Below are 22,452 nucleotides of genomic sequence, written 5' to 3' on the forward strand. Positions count from 1 at the left end.
CAAATGTGCTCCGCCTTTTTATTTCGCGTATTCTACTGCTCTTGTTTCACGTATTACCGTCACTTTAATGTGACCCGGGTAATCAAGCTCACTTTCAATACGTTTACGAATATCACGAGCAATTCTTGCAGAATCAATATCATCTATTTCATCTGGCTTAACCATAATTCGAATCTCACGACCTGCTTGGATTGCAAATGATTTTTCAACACCTGCAAATGACTCTGAAATCTCTTCAAGCTTCTCTAAACGCTTAATGTAATTTTCCAGTGTCTCACTTCTAGCTCCTGGTCGAGCAGCTGATAATGCATCCGCCGCAGCAACTAAAACAGAAATGACAGAAGTAGGCTCTTCATCACCGTGGTGAGAAGCGATTGAATTAATAACTACCTCGTGTTCCTTGTATTTCATGGCTAACTCTTTACCGATTTCAACGTGGCTACCTTCTACTTCATGATCAATTGCTTTACCAATGTCATGTAGTAATCCAGCTCTTCTTGCTAATCTAACATCTTCGCCAAGTTCAGCAGCAAGCAATCCTGATAGGTATGCTACCTCGGTGGAATGCTTTAACACATTCTGACCATAGCTTGTACGATATTTTAGGCGACCAAGAATTTTAATCAAATCAGGATGTAGACCATGTACACCAACTTCAAAAGTAGTTTCTTCCCCAACTTCTCGAATATACTCGTCAACCTCACGTCTAGCTTTATCAACCATTTCTTCGATTCTTGCAGGGTGAATTCGACCATCCTGAACAAGTTTCTCAAGCGCTAAGCGAGCAGTTTCTCGACGAACTGGGTCGAAACCAGATAATATTACTGCCTCTGGTGTATCATCAATGATTAAATCAATTCCAGTCAATGTTTCAAGTGTACGTATATTTCGACCTTCACGACCAATAATACGACCTTTCATTTCATCGTTTGGAAGATTTACAACAGATACAGTCGTTTCAGCAACGTGGTCTGCAGCACAGCGTTGTAAAGCAAGTGATAAGATGCTCTTCGCTTTCTTATCTGCTTCTTCTTTTGCACGGTTTTCAGCTTCTTTAATCATAATCGCTGATTCATGTGCTAATTCTTTTTCGATACGCTCTAAAATAATACTTCTAGCCTGATCAGTGGTATAACCAGAAATGCGCTCAAGCTCAGTTTGCTGCTCTTGTAACATTGCTTCCACTTTGCTTTCCATTTCTTCAATTTGTTGTTGTTTTTCAGAAAGCGATTGTTCCCGTTTTTCAAGCATGAACTCTCGCTTGTCCAGCGTTTCACTTTTTCTATCCAGATTTTCTTCTCTTTGCATCAGGCGATTTTCTTGCTTTTGTACTTCAGAACGACGATCACGCAATTCTTGCTCTGTCTGCTGGCGAAGTCGATGATTTTCATCTTTCGCCTCAAGAAGTGCCTCTTTCTTAGCGGCATCTGCATTTCGATGTGCTTCTTCCACTATTTGCTTCGCTAGATTCTCCGCACTGGAAATCTTCGCTTCCGCAATAGATTTACGAATCCAATAACCAACAACAATACCGACTACAAGGGAAATTAAGGTAAGCAAAATGGAGATGAGTAGAATATTGTCCTCCACGTTTTCACCTCCTCTTGCTATAAAATTGTTTCAGCATTCTTTACATATTGTCGGCATGTACCATATTCAATGAATAATTTACACACGATGTATAATAAAATTATAAAATTATACATTTTAATTTTATCTGTCTGTAAAAATAATGTCAAGGAATCGACATAAAATATATTTCAAAATAAATCAAATATTTCACAGTTGTTTTTATTCTACAAAAAAACCGTACCAGCAAGTGATAGAATACCTCTATCTACTTGGCTAGTACAGTTTCTATTACAAATTAAACATCCAATGTTTCTTGTGTATCTTCTAACACTTCTTCGTCAGTTTCTTCCACTGCATTATCTAAATTGTAATGGTCTCGAATTGCTTGTTGTATCTCGTCTAAAATTTCCTCATTTTCTTTTAAGAAAATCTTAGCATTCTCTCGACCTTGACCAAGTCTTTCTCCTTCATAAGAATACCATGCACCACTTTTTTGCACGATATCTAATTCAGAACCAATATCAAGTACTTCTCCCTCTTTCGAAATACCCTCTCCGTACATAATATCAACTTCAGCTTGTTTAAATGGTGGCGCTACTTTATTCTTCACGACTTTAATTCTCGCTCTATTTCCTACCATATCATTGCCTTGCTTCAATGTTTCTGCACGACGAACCTCAAGGCGTACAGAAGAATAGAATTTTAATGCGCGTCCGCCAGGAGTAGTTTCAGGGTTACCGAACATAACACCAACTTTTTCACGAATTTGGTTAATGAAAATAGCTGTTGTTTTAGACTTATTAATGGCACCAGAAAGCTTTCTCAAAGCCTGTGACATAAGTCTAGCTTGTAAACCAACATGCGCATCACCCATATCGCCTTCAATTTCGGCTTTTGGAACTAATGCGGCAACAGAATCGACTACAATAATATCAACCGCTCCACTACGTACTAATGCTTCAGCAATTTCAAGTGCCTGTTCACCAGTATCTGGTTGTGAAAGTAGAAGCTCATCAATATTAACACCAAGTGCTCTTGCATATGTTGGATCTAGTGCGTGCTCCGCATCTATAAATGCTGCTTGGCCACCGTTTTTTTGCGCTTCCGCAATTGCATGAAGTGCTACGGTCGTTTTACCAGATGATTCAGGTCCGTAAATTTCGATTACCCTTCCTTTTGGATAACCACCTATACCTAACGCAATATCTAATGTAAGCGATCCACTAGAGATCGTTGCTAGTTTTTGAGCAGCTTGTTCCCCTAATTTCATAATGGAACCTTTTCCAAATTGTTTCTCTATTTGTCGTAAAGCCATATCTAAAGCTTGTTTTCTATCACTCATCGAAACTACCTCCTTATATTAACTATTATCTATCATACATTGTTTTAGCCATTTTGCCAAGCAAAAATCGAATAAATGTTCCCATATTTTTTGCCACTTTTTTCATCGAAAATTCGATTATATAAATAAATAGTTCTGTATAAATCTATTTTTATGTAATAGATACCGTACATTCTATCCTTTTAGTAAACTATATAAAAGTTCATAACCTTTTAGAGCAGCACGCTGTCGGATTGTTTCTCTATCCCCGAGGAATTCATATTTACGAACAATAGAGTCTTCACCATCGCGATACACTCCGATATATACTGTACCAACTGGCTTACCTTCAATAGGATCTGGGCCGGCAACACCGGTAAAGCTTATACCAATCGATGCTTGTAAAAGATCGGCTACATTTTTTGCCATCTCTTGTGCACATTCTTCACTTACGGTTCCAAATTGATCGATTATTTCATTCGATACGTGAAGTACTTCCCGCTTTACGGACGCATCATAGCAAACAATAGAACCTTTACAAACCTGTGAAGCTCCTGGTACTGAAATCAGTTTTTCGATAAATTTACCACCAGTCAAGCTTTCGGCAGAGGCAATCTGACATTGTTGTGAACGTAATAAAGAAACAATCCGATGCTGAATGGTTTCTTCATTCATGCCATAATAAAACTCCCCGACCTTCGCTAAAATAGCATCCTTTGTTTGGTCTAATAGGAGATTTGCTTGTTTATCCGATAACGCTTTTGCAGTTAAACGGATAACAACACCATCACTTTGTGCCAGTGGTGCAATAGTAGGATTATCCTGCTTATCAATAAGTTCTTTTAGCTCATGCTCTAGCTTGGATTCCCCAATTCCAATAAACCGTAAGACGTAAGAGCGAATAACATGATGTTGATCTAGCTTTTGACTCAAAATTGGAAGTACACCTTCACGCATTAATGACTTCATTTCACGGGGCACTCCAGGTAAGAAAACCCATATTGTTTGATCATGCTCAACAATCATACCGGGAGCCATACCAACTTCATTCATAATAACAGTCGAACCAGAAAAAACACGCGCTTGTTTTCGATTGTTCGGCGTCATTACTGTGTTCTGCCTAGAAAAATATGCTTCGATTTTTTCCATCGAGGGACCATGCTCAACCACATTCAATCCACTTATTAATTGAAAAGCCTCTCGTGTTAAGTCATCGTCTGTTGGCCCAAGCCCACCTGTAACGATGACTACATCAGAACGAGTTTGTGCTAATTGAAATGAATCCGCAACGCGTTTTTGATTATCACCAACTACACCATGGTAAAATACATTAATGCCATGTAATGCTAACTGCTCCGAAATCCATTGCGCATTTGTATTGGCAATTTGGCCTAAAAGAAGCTCTGTCCCTACAGCAATAATTTCAGCATTAACCTGTTTCATTACTTAGAATCCCTCATCACATGCCAATTTTTTTTGAAATAATCATAGCCAGATACCACAGTAAAGAATAGTGCGATATAAAGCATTATCGTTCCAAACGGGAAATTCAAATAGGAAAATGGAAAATTATGCAGCAATAATGATGCAATTGCGATCATTTGGGTAGCGGTCTTCAGCTTACCCATGCCCCCTGCTGCTAAAACAATACCTTCACCAGCAGCAACTAAACGTAATCCAGTTACTGCAAATTCTCTACTGATAATAACGATAACAACCCACGCTGGCGCTGCTCCCATTTCAATTAACAGAATTAGTGCAGCAGATACTAACAATTTATCTGCTAATGGATCGAGAAACTTCCCTAAATTAGTAACTAAATTATGTTTTCTAGCATAGTAACCGTCAATCCAATCTGTTGTCGATGCAACGATAAACAATAACGCTGCTACAAAATGAGAGATAGGCAATGTTCCCTCTCCAATAGACCATTCTCCCCATTTAAATGGGATACTTAATATCAATATAAAAATAGGGATTAAGAAGATTCTTGATAATGTAATCCGATTTGGAATATTCATGTTTACTTGTTCCTCCTGCTACGATTATATAATTTTTTCCTTGACGTTAATTCGTTCAAACGGGATAAAACCCTTCTTCAGTCCTTAGACCAAGAAGGGTTTCTCTTCCTTATTCATTTGACTCTGCATCGACAACATTAAACCACAGTTGCTGATGATCTGCACCCCTTTGATTTGGATCTACTGGGTATTCAAATTCAACACCATTGATTGTAATGGCTAAACCTGGGGCACGGCCAACATTCAAGAAGACTTTACTTTGACCGGTTAGGTCAAGTGTAGTTGGTTCACCAGATGTAACAAATCCACTAAAGAAGGATTGGTCAGCTTCATTACTTACATCTAGCCAAACATCTTCTGTCGATTCGAATTCAAATATAAGCTCTTCACCTACATTAGATAACTCAATCGTTGAAAGCGGCTTCGTTCCACTACCCTCTTCTACGACTTCCATACCTAATTCTGCTTCATCTTGAGTGGATTCTTCATCCGTTTCTTCAGTTGAATTATCAGTTGTATCTTCGTTCGTATTTTCAGTATCTGTTTGTTCATCGTTTTCAGCTTGCTCTTCATCATCTACTACCGATTGGTCATTGCTATTATTGTTTGAGTCATTTCGAATGATCGTATTATCACTCGTTTGTTCCGATGGCGTATTTTCATCGTCACCAATTTTTTGTGTGATAAACCACCAAGCTAAAAAGACAATTCCAATAATTAATAAAATCACAATTAATGTAGGAATAAACGAAAAAATTGCAGTATTTTTTGTCGGCATATTATCTTTTCTAGAGCGATGAATTCTCGTATATTGCGTTGTTGAATCTTCTTCCGGAGAAGGAATATCCTGTTTATACTCTTCCATTAGTTCATTTGGATCTAGACCGACAGCAATTGCATATTCCTTAATAAATGCTTTCGCGTAAAACTTTCCAGGTAAAATAGAGAAATTCTCTTCCTCAATCGCTACTAAATATCGTTTCTGTATTTTTGTTGTATCTTGTAGCGTGTCTAGTGATAGTTCTTTTTCTTCTCTAGCTTCTTTTAATCTTGCACCTATTCCCATTTATAACACCATCCAATTTAATAATCGAACATTGAAAAACCATTTCCCTGATTGAATTGCATCTTTTCAACCTCTTCATATGTAATGACTTCATCCTCATCACTGCGAAGTTCAATAATATAATCAAAATCATCGATACTATATTCGGTTGCTTGTACAAATATATCAGGGTGCTCCACAACTTTTATAGCTGGAAGCTGCATAATTTCGCGAATTAATTGCCAGTGCTTCTCATTTGCTTTTTGCTTTGAAACAATTCCATCAATGATAAAAATATTATCACAGCTATATTCACCTTCAATGAGCTGGCTACGGACGGTTTGTTTGATTAACGTACTTGATACAAACAACCACCGTTTATTCGCGCAAACACTTGCCGCAACGACCGATTCTGTTTTACCGACTCTCGGCATTCCTCGAATTCCGATTAGCTTATGACCCTCTTGCTTATACAACTCGGCCATAAAATCAACTAATAGCCCAAGCTCATCTCGTACAAAACGTACTGTTTTACGATCATCTGCATCTCTATGTATATATTTCCCGTGTCTTACAGCTAATCTATCTCGGAGTTTTGATTTTCTTAATTTGGTTACTTTTATTGTGTCCATTGTTTGTAAAATTAATTTTAATCGTGTTATTTGTTCATCGTTATTGGCAAGTAACAACATACCTCTTCTACCGTTTTCTACACCATTTATGGTCACAATATTAATGGCGAGCATACCGAGCAAAGAAGAAATTTCTCCTAATAAACCAGGGCGATTAATTTGAATTTCGTATTCTAAATACCATTCTGTTCGTCCCAATCGAAAACTCTCCTTTGCCATACGTATCCAATTGCAATCATCTTTAGAAAAACTTCGCTCGTTCCTTTAGCGATTAAGATAGTTTTTCTTATGCCGAAGAAAAAATGTTCTTCTTTTCGGCAAAAAAATGTATATCTTTATAATAAATGATTTTCACGATAGTTTAAAGCTATTAATGAAAATAATTACTAAAGTTTTCCTTTTAGAATGGAAAAGAAGCCACGTAAAAGCGCAGCTCCTTTAAATTTTCAGCTTACTTAGCTATTATTAGCTTGATTTTGTACTAATTTTACCATGGAATTAGCAATAGCATGTTGCTCTTCTTTTGATGCAGCGTTCCAAAGCTCCCTTAGTACTGCCTCTTCATTATTTTTGGCATCAACGCTCTTGGCAAGATAATCCCCAACCTCATAGGCTACCTCAGAAATCGTCTGCTGTGACATACCTTGTGATTGAGCTTGCTCTAAACGATTTGCCAAAAAATCTTTCCAAGACTCAAAATTATCCAGAACGGACATCATCATTCCTCCTTCATATCGTACATGCATAGTATTTGAAAATTTTATGTGATTATGCATTGTAGATAAGGAACTTGATGATAACTTTACGACCAGCCACCAGATATTCTGACAATTTCACCGTGAATATAACTTGATTTATCTTGGAGCAAAAAGCTAACAGCATTTGCAATATCTTCCGGTGTACCCGGTCGGTTTAGAGGAATTTCACTTACTAGCTGTGCTTTTTCTTCTGGATCTAAAACATTCATCTTTGTGTCAATATATCCTGGACTAATGGCATTCACTGAAATACCACTTCTTCCAACCTCTTTAGCCAGTGATTTGACAAAGCTATTCTGTGCACCCTTAACAGTGGCATACATGACTTCATAGCTAGCACCAATCTCTCCCCATATTGAGGAAATAAATAGTATCTTACCTGCCTTTTGCTGAATCATAGATGGTAATAGATTTTGGACTATTTTCAATGGTGCTTTGACATGAACAGAAAGCATTGCATCCATAACCTGCTCGGGTGTATCCTGAAATAATCCATAATGAGCAACACCACTTGCAAACACAATTGCATCTACCGGATAGACTAAGGATGTAAGAAACGTATTTATTCCTTCCGTTGACTCGAGATCGGCTTTTAGCACATCCAAAACAGTTTCTGGTGCTAGACCTTGTTCAATAGCTGTTACTGCTTCCCTATTTTGATGATAATGAAGAATTAGTTGGTACCCCTCATTTCCTAATTGTGTTGCAATCGCACTTCCAATATCACCACTTGCTCCAATAACTAAAACGGTTTTCCCCATGTAGCTTCTCCCTATTCTGCAACAATTTTACAAACGCCTAATCGCTCTGGTTTAATCCATTCTTTTAAAAATTTATTAGCATCCTCTACCGTTAAACCTTGTATAGTGGGAATTAATTCAAAGAAATCCACACCCACTGTATGATAATGAATATATTTACTCGCAATGTTTTCTAATGAATTCATTGAACGTAGCAACTGACCAATCTTCTTTTTCTTCATTCGTTCAAATTCTGCCTCCGTAATTTCCATACTGGTTGTTGATAGCAATAGATGTTTTAACTTAGCGACAAATTGATCCGGATTATCCGTATTTCCACCTAGAATGGAATAACCGAAATTCTTTTCCAGATTTGTTTCGAAATAAAAACTGGAATCAATCATATTTTCCTTGTATAGCTCTTCATAGAATTGTCCACTCTTTGAAAAATAAAAAGTCAGAATTAAATCCTGTAATAAATCCTTCTGAATAAATTCTTCTGGCGATAATTCTTCAATGGATTCTTTTATCCCAACCGTACATTTGGCAATGGATACCGGCATGATTAATTTATTTTCTTCTTTAGCAACTTCTGCTGGCTCTGTTGGATAATCACGTTTAATTTCATCAAGCTTCACAAATTCCTTCGATACTTGGTTCTCTTTTATAAGGGTTAGCATCTGTTCCGGATTAAAATTTCCCGCAATAAAGAATGTCATATTCTCGGGATGATAAAAGGTATGATAACAAGTATATAAATCATCCTTTGTTATTTCCGCAATAGATTCCACCGTTCCAGCTATATCAATATTTACCGGTGTCTCTTTAAATAAGCTTTTTAATGTACCCATAAATGACTGCCAATCTGGTTGATCATCGTACATTTTAATCTCTTGGCCAATTATTCCTTTTTCCTTTTCAACCGAGCTCTCTGAAAAATAAGGATCTTGAACGAAATCTAACAACGTTTTTACATTTTCTTCTATATTAGCAGTAGCGGAAAACAAATAGGCGGTTTTCGTAAATGATGTATAAGCATTGGCAGATGCTCCCTGTTTACTAAAATCCGCAAATACATCGCGGTCTTTTTTTTCAAATAGCTTATGCTCAAGAAAATGTGCGATACCATCTGGTACTGTGATTTTTTCATCCTTGCCAATTGGGACAAACGTCCGATCAATAGATCCATAATTTGTTGAAAAAATCGCATATGTTTTTGACATTTCAGGGCGTGGTAATAAAAAGACTGTTAGACCATTTTCAAGCTTCTCATGGTAAAGATTTTCATCAATATGACGATATTCCATTTTATTCATTTGACGTGCCTCCTTCACTTGTTAAGAGATAAACCGTATCTTCTGTTATTTTTTCTCCAATTGCTTTGACATCATCTAGCTGTACTGCTTTTATCTTATCAATTAGTTGGTGAGGTGATATGTCTGCATTCGCAATTACTTGCTGATAGAGCATTTCAATAATCCCTTGTGGGTGGTCTAACGTTTCTAATAGCTGATTAACAATTAATTCCTTTGATTCTGCTAACTCGTTTTCCGATATATCACCATTTTTCATTGCCTTCATTTGCTCTTCTATTATTGCTCTAGCTTTTTCATAATCTCCAGGAGCAATACCACTAAATACTAGCAGTAAACCTTTATGGCTTTCGAGTCGCGAGGATGCATAGTATGCCAAGCTGTTCTTTTCTCGAACATTAATAAATAATTTCGAGCTTGGAAATCCACCTAATATACCATTAAACACTTGAAGTGCAGGATATTCTTTATCGCGATACGTACAATTCGTCCGGTAGCCGATGTGTAGCTTAGCCTGTTGAACATTTTGCTTATCGATTACTTCTTTCGGTGCATGATGATTACGCGATGGTGATTCTTCATCATTCGTACCCGTGGTAGCACCTGAGCTGGTGCGTTCCATATTCGCTGTCACAATTGCTTCCATCTTTTCTTGATCTAAATCACCAAGAATATAAATATCAACCTGATCTTCTTTAAGCATGGTCGTGTAGTAACGATATAAATCTGTTGCATTTAGGCTGTCTAAATCCTCTTCGTAACCATGAACATGAAGCTGATATGGGTCACCATCAAGCATCTCATCGAGTAGTCGCATATTTGCATATTGCATTTTATCATCGATGATTGATTTGATTTTTTGGCGCAATGTTCCTACTTCACGGTTAAATACCGATTCTACAAATGCATCACCTTGAACATTCGGTTGGAAGATTACCTCATTTAGCAAACGAAACGAATCTTCGACTAAATTGGTTTCATTCGGTATAAATTTATCATTAGCAACCTCTAACCGGAAACTAATAATATGATTATCGCCCTTTTTCCCACTATCCATTGATAATACTGAACCATACAAATCATCTAATGCAATTTGCAATTCTTTTCTACTTGGGTACTTCTTTGAGCCTTGTTGGAGAACATACGGTAACAAAGCACGTTTCGTAATGGTTTCGCGATTTAATGGCGCTTTAAACTTTACAACGATATGAACGGTTTTAAATTTTTTATTGGGTATGACGTGAAGATTATAGCCATTCATATTCTTCACCTGTTCCTCAATGGTGACCATCCTAACTCCTCCATTTCAATTCTTTACATTCTTACGTTATCTGCCTTAGTTTGTACGTTTTTGATTAATCCATAAACAATTTATTAATAACCATAGTTTACCATTATCCCCAACGGTAGCCAATGGAAAGCTAGCAACACCACAATAGTATTAACCATTGAAAAAGCCGACCTGGAAATCCAAGTCGGCTTTAGTTCGTATTATCTACTTCCTTTAATATACGGAATTCCATTTGCGCGTGGTGCTTCTGCGCGTCCGATAAATCCTGCTAACGCTAAGATGGTAAGTACATATGGCGCAATAAGCAAGTAAATCTGCGGAATATCCTCTAGGATTGGAATACCTGAGCTTACAATACTTAAGCTTTGGGCAAATCCAAAGAATAATGCCGCACCCATTGCACCTAGTGGATGCCACTTACCAAATATAACTGCAGCTAGTGACATAAATCCTTGACCTACAATTGTCGCATGTGAAAAATTCGAAACAATTGTTAGAGCAAACACAGATCCACCAAGTCCACCTAATGCACCTGATATAATGACAGCGATATAACGCATTTTGTATACATTAATACCGTTCGTATCAGCCGCCATCGGATGTTCACCGACTGCACGTAAGCGTAATCCGAATGATGTTTTATATAAAACAAACCAAGCAATAAAGGCTACAATTAATGCAATATATGAGGTTACATAAATACCTTTAAAAAAGATCGGTCCGATAATTGGAATATCGGATAATACTGGAATCGTCTTGGATAAGAAAGGCTGTGTAACCATATCGGTCTGACCTTTATCATAGAATATCTTTGTTAAATAAACACCAACACCTAGTGCGAGCATATTAATGGCTACACCACTAACCGTTTGGTCCGCTCTAAAAGAGACCGCTGCAACAGCATGTATTAATGAAAATATTGCGCCACCAATCATACCAACAACAATGGATACCCAAGGGGTCCATGTTCCAAACATATCAGCAAAGGTAAGGTTAAATACGATAGCTATGAAAGCACCTATAACCATAAGTCCTTCTAGACCAATGTTAATAACACCAGATCGCTCACTAAACACGCCACCTAAGGCTGTAAAAATAAGGGGTGCTGAAAAGAATAAAATTGTAGGAACAACAGATTGTAAAATATCAAGCATTTAGTTCCCCTCCTTTTTGAAGCGAAGTAACGCCCAACGAATAATATAGCTTGAAGCAACAAAGAAAATAATAACTGCCATAATAATATCTACGAGTTCTGTCGGTACACCGGCACTAGGCATTTCACCAGCACCCTCTTTAAGCACACCAAATAATATAGCGGCTAAAACGACACCAAATGGATTGTTTGCTCCAAGAAGCGCAACTGCAATCCCATCAAAACCAAGATTCGTAAATCCAGAAATTACGGATACATTACCATAAGTTCCTAGACCTTCCATTGCACCAGCAAGTCCAGCAAATGCCCCCGCGATGACCATTGATAATATGATATTTTTACTAACATTCATACCAGCATATTTTGATGCATGGCGATTAAATCCAACCGCTTTCAATTCATACCCAACCGTCGTACGTTGAATGATAAACCACATAATTGCGGCTGCAAATAAAGCAATTAAGATACCATAATGCATACGAGAATAAAATGTAATACTTTTTAGCCATTCAGAAGCCAAAGATGCCGTTGTTGCAATCTGTTCAGTTGATGTATCATGATCTGTTAAAACAGAACGAACAATTTCATTTGATACAAACATAGCAATATAGTTCATCATAATTGTAACAATAACTTCATGAACACCAATTTTAGCCTTTAACAAGCCAGGGATAAAGCCCCATAGACCACCAGCTATTGCTCCTGCTAAAACAGCAAGCGGTAAGTGGATAATCATTGGTGCATCTACCGTTAACCCTACCCAGACTGCGGCTAACCACCCAACAATAACTTGACCTTCTGCCCCGATATTAAATAATCCAGTACGAAATGCAAACGCCACAGCAAGTCCTGTTAAAATTAGTGGTGTTATACGGCGAATCGTTTCACCTAATGTGAACGCATCATAAAATGCCCCATCCCATAGTGCTTTATATCCCTCAATCGGGTTATGACCAGAAATAAGCATGATAATTGCACCAACAATTAAGCCGAGAAGAACAGATATAATCGGTACTAAGATTCCAAATAAACGATTAGTTGACTTCATTAGAATCAGCCCCCTTTTCTGTTATACTTCCAGCCATTAATAATCCCAATTCTTGTTCATTGGTTTCCTCTGGCTTGCGAGTAGCTGTAATCTTCCCATCAAACATCACTGCGATTCGATCACTAACATTTATGATTTCGTCTAATTCGAACGAAATCAATAATACTGCTCGTCCTTTGTCACGCTCTTCAATCAGCTTTTGATGAATAAATTCAATAGCACCTACGTCTAATCCACGAGTTGGCTGTGCTGCGATTAATAAATCAGGAGAACGATCTATTTCTCGTCCAATAATTGCTTTCTGCTGATTTCCACCAGATAGAGCACGTGCAGGTGTAAATTCACTTGGTGTACGTACATCATATTCGGCAATGATTTCTTTTGCTTTATTATAGATTTCTTTATAATTTAAAACCGATACCTTTGAAAAAGGCTTTTGATAATATGTTTGCAGAACAATATTTGCTCCAATTGGATAATCTAATACTAATCCATACTTATGTCGATCCTGTGGAATATGCCCAACACCATGATTGGTAACTTTCCGTGGGCTTAAATTCGTGATGGATTTTCCGTTAACAGATATCGATCCAGACTGTGATTTCCGTAAACCAGTAATTGCTTCGATTAGCTCTGTTTGACCATTACCATCAACACCTGCTATCCCAACAATTTCACCAGCACGAACCTCTAAATTCAGGCCCTTCACCAAATCTACTTTTCTTGCATCCTTCACATAAAGATCTTCAATATGAAGTACGACATCTTTTGGCTGAGCAGGCTTCTTTTCTGTTTTAAAGTTTACTTCTCTCCCTACCATTAATGAAGCAAGCTCATCTGGATTCGATTCGGCAACATTGACTGTTCCAATTCCTTGTCCTTTACGAATGACGGTACAACGGTCACATACTTCCATTATTTCTTTTAATTTATGTGTAATTAAAATAATCGATTTTCCTTCTTTAACAAGCGAACGCATGATTTCGATTAGTTCACGTATTTCTTGTGGTGTTAGTACCGCTGTTGGTTCATCAAAGATTAAAACCTCTGCTCCGCGATATAATGTCTTTAAAATCTCTACGCGTTGTTGCATTCCAACTGATATGTCACTAATTTTCGCAGAAGGATCCACCTTTAGACCATAGCGATCGGAAATTTCTTGAATTTCTTCTTCTGCTTTTTTTATATTAATCTTGCCGAATTTATCCTTTGGCTCGTTACCTAATATAATATTTTGTGTGACGGTAAATGGCTCAACTAGCATAAAATGCTGATGCACCATGCCAATCCCTAATTCATTCGCAATATTCGGGTTTGTTATATTTACTTTTTCACCCTTTACTCGGATTTCGCCTGCTTCTGGCTGGTATAATCCGAATAACACATTCATCAAGGTTGATTTCCCTGCACCATTTTCACCTAAAAGTGCATGAATTTCACCTTTTTTTAGTTGGACTGTAATGTTATCATTTGCTACAATACCCGGAAATTCTTTTCGAATATTTAACATTTCAATTACATACTCCACTAAAGTCACCCCTCTTTTCCCTATTTCATGGCATATTGAATACTATTTGATTTCATAAAATAAAATCACCAAATGAAAAAGACGATTCTACCATCTTCTTCAGTTGAGGATTTTACATAGACAAAACATGGGAAAAGACCGAATGTCGGTCTTTTCCACAGAATTATTACTGTAGTGCTTTTACAAATGCTTCTAATTCTTCGTGTGTTTGTGGAACTTCCACGTCACCATTTAGAATTTTTTCTTGCCAGCTATTGACTTCTGCAACGATTTCTTCTGTCATTGCTTCTGTATTCGTAGTAGCAACTGCAATACCATCTTCTTCAATACCGAATTCTAATTGCTCTCCACCTGGGAACTCATCGTTCATTGCAAGTGTAGCAACTTGTTCAACAGCTACGTCTACACGTTTAACCATTGATGTTAAAGTTACATTGTAATCTCCTGCTTGACCTTCTTCATATTGGTCACGGTCAACACCGATTACCCAAATTTCACGTTCTGGATCATTTTGCTTAATATCTTTAGCTTGGTTGAATACACCGTTACCAGTAGCACCAGAAGCGTGATAAATTACATCAACACCATTATCATACATATTAGCAGCGATTAATTTACCTTTTGCAGCATCTGCAAAGCTTTCTGCATACTGCACATCTACTTCGATATCAGGATTTACTGATTTAGCACCAGCAATGAATCCAGCTTCGAATTTATTGATTAATGGTGAGTTTACACCACCGACAAATCCAAGTTTGTTTGTTTTTGTTTTAAGTGCTGCCGCAACACCTACTAAGAATGAACCTTGGTGTTCTTTAAAAGTAATACTTACTCCATTTGGAGCCTCTAAGATATCATCTACTAAAGCAAATTTAGTATCTGGGTTTTGGCCAGCAACTGTTGTAATATCTTCCTTAAGTTCGAAACCAATTCCATAAATTAAATCATAACCATCACGAACCATACGGTTTAGGTTAGGAATATATTCTTCTCTAGCGTTTGATTGTGCATAGCCATAGCCTTCACCTTCAGTAAATCCGTGTTGGCTACCAAAAGCTTTTAATCCTTCCCATGCTGATTGGTTGAATGATTTATCATCAACTCCACCAATATCTGTTACCATACCTACTGAAAAATCGCTTGCCGCTTCGTCAGATCCAGTACTATCGTTGTCAGCGTTATTTCCTTCTTCATCATCAGAAGTTCCACATGCTGCTAGAAATAATCCTAGACCTAGAATTAATACAAGTAAAAAGCTTAATTTCTTCATTAAATAATGCCCCCTAGATAAATTTTAAATGAATGTATTCCTACTTCTTTACTTACTACTATGTCTTTGATACTACAGGCTGAAATCACCTCCTAAAAGGAATGTAAAATCCTATATGCGCTTCCGAAACACATGGAAACTAAATACATCAGAACGAAAATAGTTTAATGAATATAAAACAGCTTCATCGTCTTCTGTATAGTGCATCTGTTTTAGTAATAAAAGTGTTTTTTCAAAATCACAATTTAAAATATTGTAAATTTTTTCGTTGTAGCTAACCGGCTCAATATATGTAATAGCATAACTAACTCGTTTTTTGGCATGCTCCTCCATTAATTTAAACAAGGAATCTTCTTGGTGAGCAGCTTCAATAGGAATTAATCCATGGGGTATTTTATCGACGCAAAATACAACTGGTTGTCCATCAGCGGTTCGTACGCGCTCTATTTTTACAAGCTTTTGCAATGTAGTGGACTTGAAATTAGTTCGGTCCTCTTCACTAGGATCGATTATATCCGTGGAATAAAACTGCGAACCTGGTTTTTTCCCAGCTTGTTCAATCATGTAGGTCACACTCGTTAATTGTTCGATACCTGATGAAACGATTGGTTTCGGATTTACAAATGTTCCGACACCATGTTTTCTAGAGACGACATTCTCTTCTTCTAAGATACGTAATGCCTCACGAAGCGTTGCTCTAGATACACCTAATTGCTTGGATAGTTCGAATTCGGATGGAAGCTTTTCATTTGCTTTATATTTACTCGTTTCAATATCATGTTTGATTCGGTCAATCACTTGTAAATATAAATGTCTTGCGTCTGCTTTAATTGACATATGCTCCCTCCTTATGCCCATAACAGATGAGACAACTAATTCCGACAATATCTGACAACTATACCTTGAATAATATATCATTTATTTTAAAACAAATAAATAGTTTTCACAAAAATTACGTACATAATTTAATTATTACATACTAATCATGTAAATTCCTGACATATTGTAGTCCTATAACGGTTTCATTCTATTTAATAATCGGAAAAATTCGTCAATATTTACGTTAAAAAAAGAGCAAGGAAAACATCTATATTACTACCATGTCACCTTGCTCATTTTTTATACAATTTTCTTATTACGAAGTCTTTTCTTCTGTGTCTGTAACTAATACAGCTCTTGGTTTACTTCCTTCATAAGGTCCAACAATACCTCTTGCTTCCATTGCATCAATTAAGCGAGCAGCTCTCGTATAACCAATTCTGAACCGACGCTGCAGCATTGATACACTAGCACTTTGCATTTCTGTTATCATCTGAACTGCTTCATCATATAGTTCGTCATCTACTTCTTGAACAACTTCATTCGTATCCTCAGGAATCATTTCTTCCTGATAATTTGCTTTTTGCTGTTCAATACAATGATCCACAATTCGCTCCACTTCTTCATCTGACAAGAACGCCCCTTGTACTCGGACCGGTTTAGAAGAACCAACAGGAAGGAACAGCATATCACCACGACCAAGTAGCTTCTCCGCCCCACCAGAATCTAAAATTGTGCGAGAATCGGTAGAAGAAGAAACACTAAAAGCAATTCGAGATGGAATATTTGCTTTTATGACACCTGTTATGACATCAACAGATGGTCTTTGTGTTGCAATAATTAAATGAATACCAGCAGCTCGTGCCATTTGCGCTAGTCTTGTAATCGAATCTTCCACATCACTAGAGGCAACCATCATTAAATCTGCTAACTCATCAACAATAACCACTATATATGGTAGATTTGGTTGCTCTTCGCTGTTACCTGCATTTATATTATACTTTCGTACATATTCATTATAACCCTCGATATTACGCGTTCCCGTGTCAGAGAATAATTCATAGCGTCGTTCCATTTCCGAGACCACTTTTTTTAATGCTCTAGAAGCTTTCTTTGGATCGGTTACTACTGGTGCTAGTAAATGTGGAATGCCATTATAAACATTTAATTCTACCTTTTTCGGGTCAATCATCATCATTTTAACTTCATGTGGCTTCGCACGCATTAAAATAGTCGTGATAATGCCGTTAACACAGACACTCTTACCACTACCAGTCGCTCCAGCAATTAATAGATGGGGCATTTTATTTAATTCTGCTAATACAGCATCCCCAGTAATATCTTTCCCAAGTGCTACTAATAGTTTAGAAGATTGCTTGCTTGTTGTACTATCCAATACCTCTCGAAGTGATACCATGGCAATTTCTTTATTTGGCACTTCAATACCAACAGCAGACTTCCCTGGTATTGGTGCCTCAATCCGAATATCCTTCGCCGCTAAAGCAAGTGCTAAATCATCATGTAAACTAACAATTTTACTTACCTTTACACCCGCTTCTGGATACACCTCATATTTCGTTACGGCAGGGCCAACATTTACTTTTGTTACTCGTGCTTTTACGCCAAAACTATGAAAAGTTTTTTCCAACTTACGAACAACCGCTTGAATCTGAGACTTCTCTTGGAATTGTGTGTTATGAGCTGGTTCAGCTAATAGATTTGGCGATGGTAAACGATATTCTGGATTTTCTGTTGCGGTCATTGGCATAACCGTAACATCTTCTTCAGCTTCGTGATCTTCTGCAGTCGCCCGTAATGGTTTTTCGTCCACTGGAGGAGCTGAATCCACGTGCTCATCAAAGGCATAGGTTACATCAGGAAATTCAACTTCCTCATGCTTAATAGCTATATCAGCATCCTCTAATGGCTCTAACGGTTCATCTGCAAGCTTGCGCTGTTCTCTTGTTGTTTGAATCGTGCTAAATTTCTCCTTCACTTTTTCCACATTAGCACGGATATTCTTTACAAGCTTTAAGAAGAAGTCCCCTAATGAGAACTCGGTTAAAAAGATGACACCAATCACAACCGAGAAAACAGCGACAATATTAGCACCAACCGAAGAGAATAGATAATAACAAAAAGCAAAAATAAATGCACCAATCATTCCGCCACCGGTTTGACCAGAGGGTGCTTGTCCTGCCACAAAGTCAAAAAAGCTAATCCATGTTGCCTTGATTATCGATGTATTACCGGAAAGGGCCACTAGTTGTTCATATACTTGGATATGCGTGTAAAGGAGTACGCCTAGTAGAATAATATAAAACCCAATCATTTTTTTATGTAAAAAATTTGGATAACGTCGTTTAACAATTAAAAAGATACCAATTACTAATAAAAAGATAGACGCAACAAAATACCATACCCCTAGAAAAAATCTAAAAATATGCTCTAAACCTCCAGGTATAGCACCTTCACTAATTGCACTAGCTCCACTACCAAAAATTGCTAGAAAAACAAATAACAGCCCTAACAACTCGGCCTTCACTGTTTTTCGCAATGTATTTTTCTTACGTTTCTTTCGCTTCTTAGCCATATACTCACCTCTACCTACAAAAGCCATTTTTTATGATGAAGAGACTGGAACAAATGTGTATTGTTTGGATTGTATTCGTCATATCCCAGCCTCTATTAACTCTTGTTGAATAGATATAGTATATCATAGAGTAACCAATTTCTCGATTTCAAAAAAATTACGAAATAATCGTACCTGGTGTATAGTTTTCATTTAAAAAATCTTGTGGATCTGTTGATAGTAATTGAAGTAATCGGTATGCCCCATCACTATTTTTTTCTACATATACTTGCTTGCCCCCGTAATTGATACATACCCGATTTGTATAGGCATCCGCTGCTATTGGAAATATATCTGTTTCTGCTAGTGGTGTGTATAAAATCATTGGATAACCTCCTCTTGTCCCGTATCGTTGGCGTCCCCTATCAGTTCATTTAATTTTTCCATCGCTTCCTTAACTCCGCCAACCTCGTCAATTAACCCATACTCAACAGCATCTGTTCCAACGACATTTGTCCCAATATCACGGGTTAGATTTCCTTTTGCAAACATAAGATCTTTAAACTTCTCCTCTTTTATGTGAGAATGATTAACCACGAAGTTAATAACCCTATCCTGCATTTTATCTAAGTATTCAAAGGTTTGTGGTACACCAATAACAAGCCCTGTTAACCGTACGGGATGGATGGTCATCGTAGCAGTTGGCACAATAAATGAATAATCGGTTGAAACTGCTATTGGTACACCGATAGAATGGCCACCTCCAAGAACAATCGAAACAGTTGGTTTGGAAAGCGATGAAATCATCTCCGATAACGCCAGCCCCGCTTCTACATCGCCTCCAACTGTATTTAATAAAATAATCACCCCTTCAATTTTAGGGTTTTGTTCAATGGCAATAAGCTGTGGTAATAAATGTTCATATTTCGTTGTTTTATTTTGCGGTGGTAATTGAATATGCCCTTCAATTTGACCAATAATAGATAGTACATGAATATTGGAGTCAGGTGACTGTGGTACATTTGTTTGGCCTAAAGCTTGAATTTTTTGCACGAGTGAGGAAGAACCAGATTGTTCCTCCTGCCCTTCTTTTTTTTCTGTATCATTTTCCATCATAAGAACACCCCTTTAAAAATCACTATGGCTATAGTATGAACGGAAACAACTAAATACATTCTAGCGAAAAAAAGGATTCCCATACGAAGATGAGAATCCTTTTTAAGAAATATATTAATGATGAAGACTATCAATTAACTGTTTCAGCTTGCTTTCTTCTTCTTCCGTTAGAGGGACTAATGGGAGGCGCACTCCGCCTGTCTGGATGCCTGTATGCAGTAAAGCAGCTTTAACTGGAGCAGGTGACGGTGCTGCAAAAAGTCCATTCATAACTGGTAAAAGCTTACGATGGATGGAGGCAGCACCTTTCGTATCTCCGTTTTCAAAGGCACGGATCATTTCCTGCATATCATTACCAATAATATGAGAGGCAACCGAAACGATTCCAGTCCCGCCAATTGCAAGCATTGGTAACGTCAATCCATCATCACCACTGTAGACTGAAAAATCTTCGGCTGTGTTTTCAATAATTACAGCCGCCTGATCTAAATCTCCACTTGCCTCTTTGACCGAAACGATATTTTCAATTTTGCTTAATTCGATTATTGTTTCCGCACTCATGTTAATGACAGATCTTCCTGGAATATTGTAGAGCATGACTGGCAGTGTTGTTGCTTGTGCAATTGCTTTGAAATGCTCATATAAGCCTTGTTGATTTGGCTTATTATAATATGGCGTCACTAGCATTACCGCGTCCACACCACAATTCTCCGCTTCTTTTGTCAACTCAATCGATGTTTGTGTGTTATTTCCACCAGTACCGGCAATCACCGGTACGCGTTTATCGACAATTTTAACGACATGGGAGAACAATTGCTTTTTTTCTTCTGTGGTAAGTGTTGGTGATTCCCCTGTCGTTCCAGCAACGACTAATCCATCGGTTCCATTTTCAATTAAATAATTGATGAGATTCGTTGTTTCATTGAAATTGATTTCCCCTTGTTCATTAAATGGTGTAATCATTGCGGTTAATACGTTACCAAAATTCATTTGAACTCACCTTTCTATTAAATAGTCATGTAAAACTGTAGCTTGATTACTCAATTCAAATTCGTGATGCAATGCATTTACTGCTGTGTATAAATCATCACCGGAAATGAGTACCCAAATTGTCGCATGACTATCTGCCGATTGTAAAATTTGTACCCCTTTATTTGTCAATGCATGCACAATTCGCGATGCAACACCTGGTACACCAGTCATCCCCGCACCTACTACCGATACCTTCGCACAATTTTTGGTCACTGTAGGAGAAAATCCTCGCGATTCTAGAATCGTCATTGCTTTTCTCGCCTGGATATCGGGAATGGTATAAACAACACCGGTTGGCGAAATATTGATAAAATCAATCGAAATACCCGCATCGGCCATTGCCTTAAATACTTCGGACTGCATTCTGTACGCTTGGGTTTCCTTTGTTTGCACTTTTATTTGTGTAATATTTGCTAGATGGGCTATCCCCGTGACCAACCGATCTGTTATATCAACTCCTGATTTCTTCGTAGCAAAGGTGGTCACTAAAGTACCACCGTCTTCCTCATAGGTAGAACGAACTCGAATAGGTACTTTTGCTTGCATGGCAATTTCAACTGCTCTTGGATGAATCACCTTAGCCCCTTGATAGGCTAAATTACAAATCTCACGGTATGTTACCACATCAAGTGGTCGAGCTTCTTTTACAACCCTTGGATCTGCAGTCATTATCCCGTTCACATCCGTAAAAATTTCAATTCGGTTCGCATTTAATGCTGCACCAAGTGCTGCCGCGGTAGTATCACTACCACCTCTACCTAATGTTGTTAATTCTCCAAATGAATTTTTACCTTGGAAGCCAGCAACTACGATAACATCATGTCGCTTTAGTTCTTCCTGAATACGTGTTGGATTCACTTCTTTGATTTTCGCTTGTGTATAGTCAGCACTGGTAAGAATTCCTGCCTGTGCCCCTGTTAACGCAATCGATTTTATCGATTCCCGTTTCAGCTCGTTGGATAAAACGACCGAGGAAATAATTTCGCCACAAGCCATCAGCATATCTAACTCACGATCTGAAATATCATGGTCTGGATAATCAACTAAATCTAATAAAGAGTCGGTGGCATATGCTTCTGGACTTCTTCCTAATGCAGATACGACTACAACAAGCTTAAACTTCTCTTTTAGTGCTTTGTTTATATGATGGATAACATGTTGTCTAGTTTGTTTACTTTGTACAGAAGTTCCTCCGAATTTTTGAACTAATATCTGCACAAT

At 37.6% G+C, this 22,452-nt stretch carries 20 protein-coding genes; all 20 read right to left on the reverse strand.

Features of this window, described 5'->3' with window-relative positions; translation table 11 throughout:
* Nucleotides 1–18: 18 nt before the first annotated feature.
* Complete coding sequence (gene rny / locus JF53_RS05600; protein ID WP_047981201.1) at nucleotides 19–1,590, reverse strand: ribonuclease Y; 1,572 nt, start codon at nucleotides 1,588–1,590, stop codon at nucleotides 19–21.
* Between the two features lie 277 nt (nucleotides 1,591–1,867).
* Nucleotides 1,868–2,914: a recombinase RecA gene (recA, locus tag JF53_RS05605; protein ID WP_047981202.1), complete on the reverse strand. Its 1,047-nt coding sequence runs from the start codon at nucleotides 2,912–2,914 to the stop codon at nucleotides 1,868–1,870.
* 174 nt (nucleotides 2,915–3,088) lie between these two features.
* Nucleotides 3,089–4,336, reverse strand: coding sequence for a competence/damage-inducible protein A (locus JF53_RS05610; RefSeq protein ID WP_047981203.1), 1,248 nt, complete (start codon nucleotides 4,334–4,336; stop codon nucleotides 3,089–3,091).
* Entirely contained in the window at nucleotides 4,336–4,914 is a 579-nt protein-coding gene (gene pgsA, locus JF53_RS05615; RefSeq protein WP_047981204.1) for a CDP-diacylglycerol--glycerol-3-phosphate 3-phosphatidyltransferase, read from the reverse strand. Before pgsA ends, JF53_RS05610 begins: the two co-directional genes overlap by 1 nt.
* A gap of 109 nt (nucleotides 4,915–5,023) precedes the next feature.
* Nucleotides 5,024–5,980 carry a helix-turn-helix domain-containing protein gene (locus JF53_RS05620; RefSeq protein ID WP_047981205.1) on the reverse strand — a complete coding sequence of 319 codons (957 nt, stop codon included), beginning with the start codon at nucleotides 5,978–5,980 and terminating at the stop codon, nucleotides 5,024–5,026.
* Nucleotides 5,981–5,997: 17 nt separating this feature from the next.
* Nucleotides 5,998–6,789: a DUF3388 domain-containing protein gene (locus JF53_RS05625; RefSeq protein WP_047981206.1), complete on the reverse strand. Its 792-nt coding sequence runs from the start codon at nucleotides 6,787–6,789 to the stop codon at nucleotides 5,998–6,000.
* Between the two features lie 257 nt (nucleotides 6,790–7,046).
* Nucleotides 7,047–7,307 carry a DUF3243 domain-containing protein gene (locus tag JF53_RS05630; RefSeq protein ID WP_047981207.1) on the reverse strand — a complete coding sequence of 87 codons (261 nt, stop codon included), beginning with the start codon at nucleotides 7,305–7,307 and terminating at the stop codon, nucleotides 7,047–7,049.
* 86 nt (nucleotides 7,308–7,393) lie between these two features.
* On the reverse strand, nucleotides 7,394–8,110 hold the full coding sequence (ymfI, locus tag JF53_RS05635) for an elongation factor P 5-aminopentanone reductase (RefSeq protein ID WP_047981208.1): 717 nt from the start codon (nucleotides 8,108–8,110) through the stop codon (nucleotides 7,394–7,396).
* 11 nt (nucleotides 8,111–8,121) lie between these two features.
* A complete protein-coding gene (gene yfmH / locus JF53_RS05640; RefSeq protein ID WP_047981209.1) occupies nucleotides 8,122–9,405 on the reverse strand; it encodes an EF-P 5-aminopentanol modification-associated protein YfmH in 1,284 nt (427 codons plus the stop codon).
* The gene (yfmF, locus tag JF53_RS05645) at nucleotides 9,398–10,693 is read right to left on the reverse strand and encodes an EF-P 5-aminopentanol modification-associated protein YfmF (RefSeq protein WP_047981210.1); all 1,296 of its coding nucleotides are present in this window, start codon (nucleotides 10,691–10,693) and stop codon (nucleotides 9,398–9,400) included. Before yfmF ends, yfmH begins: the two co-directional genes overlap by 8 nt.
* 200 nt (nucleotides 10,694–10,893) lie before the next feature.
* The gene (locus JF53_RS05650) at nucleotides 10,894–11,847 is read right to left on the reverse strand and encodes an ABC transporter permease (RefSeq protein WP_047981211.1); all 954 of its coding nucleotides are present in this window, start codon (nucleotides 11,845–11,847) and stop codon (nucleotides 10,894–10,896) included.
* Nucleotides 11,848–12,894, reverse strand: coding sequence for an ABC transporter permease (locus tag JF53_RS05655; protein WP_047981212.1), 1,047 nt, complete (start codon nucleotides 12,892–12,894; stop codon nucleotides 11,848–11,850).
* A complete protein-coding gene (locus JF53_RS05660) occupies nucleotides 12,881–14,422 on the reverse strand; it encodes an ABC transporter ATP-binding protein (RefSeq protein WP_047981213.1) in 1,542 nt (513 codons plus the stop codon). The genes JF53_RS05655 and JF53_RS05660 overlap by 14 nt, the downstream gene beginning before the upstream one ends.
* 166 nt (nucleotides 14,423–14,588) lie before the next feature.
* Nucleotides 14,589–15,692 (reverse strand): BMP family lipoprotein, encoded by a 1,104-nt coding sequence (locus JF53_RS05665; RefSeq protein WP_047981214.1) that lies wholly within the window; start codon nucleotides 15,690–15,692, stop codon nucleotides 14,589–14,591.
* A 111-nt stretch (nucleotides 15,693–15,803) separates the two neighbouring features.
* Nucleotides 15,804–16,529: a GntR family transcriptional regulator gene (locus JF53_RS05670; protein WP_047981215.1), complete on the reverse strand. Its 726-nt coding sequence runs from the start codon at nucleotides 16,527–16,529 to the stop codon at nucleotides 15,804–15,806.
* 298 nt (nucleotides 16,530–16,827) lie between these two features.
* Nucleotides 16,828–19,104: an FtsK/SpoIIIE family DNA translocase gene (locus JF53_RS05675; protein WP_047981216.1), complete on the reverse strand. Its 2,277-nt coding sequence runs from the start codon at nucleotides 19,102–19,104 to the stop codon at nucleotides 16,828–16,830.
* Between the two features lie 157 nt (nucleotides 19,105–19,261).
* The gene (locus JF53_RS05680) at nucleotides 19,262–19,468 is read right to left on the reverse strand and encodes a YlzJ-like family protein (protein WP_083443556.1); all 207 of its coding nucleotides are present in this window, start codon (nucleotides 19,466–19,468) and stop codon (nucleotides 19,262–19,264) included.
* Complete coding sequence (locus tag JF53_RS05685) at nucleotides 19,465–20,196, reverse strand: ClpP family protease (protein WP_047981396.1); 732 nt, start codon at nucleotides 20,194–20,196, stop codon at nucleotides 19,465–19,467. Before JF53_RS05685 ends, JF53_RS05680 begins: the two co-directional genes overlap by 4 nt.
* Before the next feature lie 117 nt (nucleotides 20,197–20,313).
* Nucleotides 20,314–21,189, reverse strand: coding sequence for a 4-hydroxy-tetrahydrodipicolinate synthase (gene dapA, locus JF53_RS05690; RefSeq protein WP_047981217.1), 876 nt, complete (start codon nucleotides 21,187–21,189; stop codon nucleotides 20,314–20,316).
* A 6-nt stretch (nucleotides 21,190–21,195) separates the two neighbouring features.
* Nucleotides 21,196–22,449 carry an aspartate kinase gene (gene dapG, locus JF53_RS05695; protein ID WP_047981218.1) on the reverse strand — a complete coding sequence of 418 codons (1,254 nt, stop codon included), beginning with the start codon at nucleotides 22,447–22,449 and terminating at the stop codon, nucleotides 21,196–21,198.
* Nucleotides 22,450–22,452 lie beyond the last annotated feature (3 nt).

Source organism: Ornithinibacillus contaminans (genome assembly GCF_001038425.2).
Taxonomy (GTDB): Bacteria; Bacillota; Bacilli; order Bacillales; family Amphibacillaceae; genus Ornithinibacillus; species Ornithinibacillus contaminans.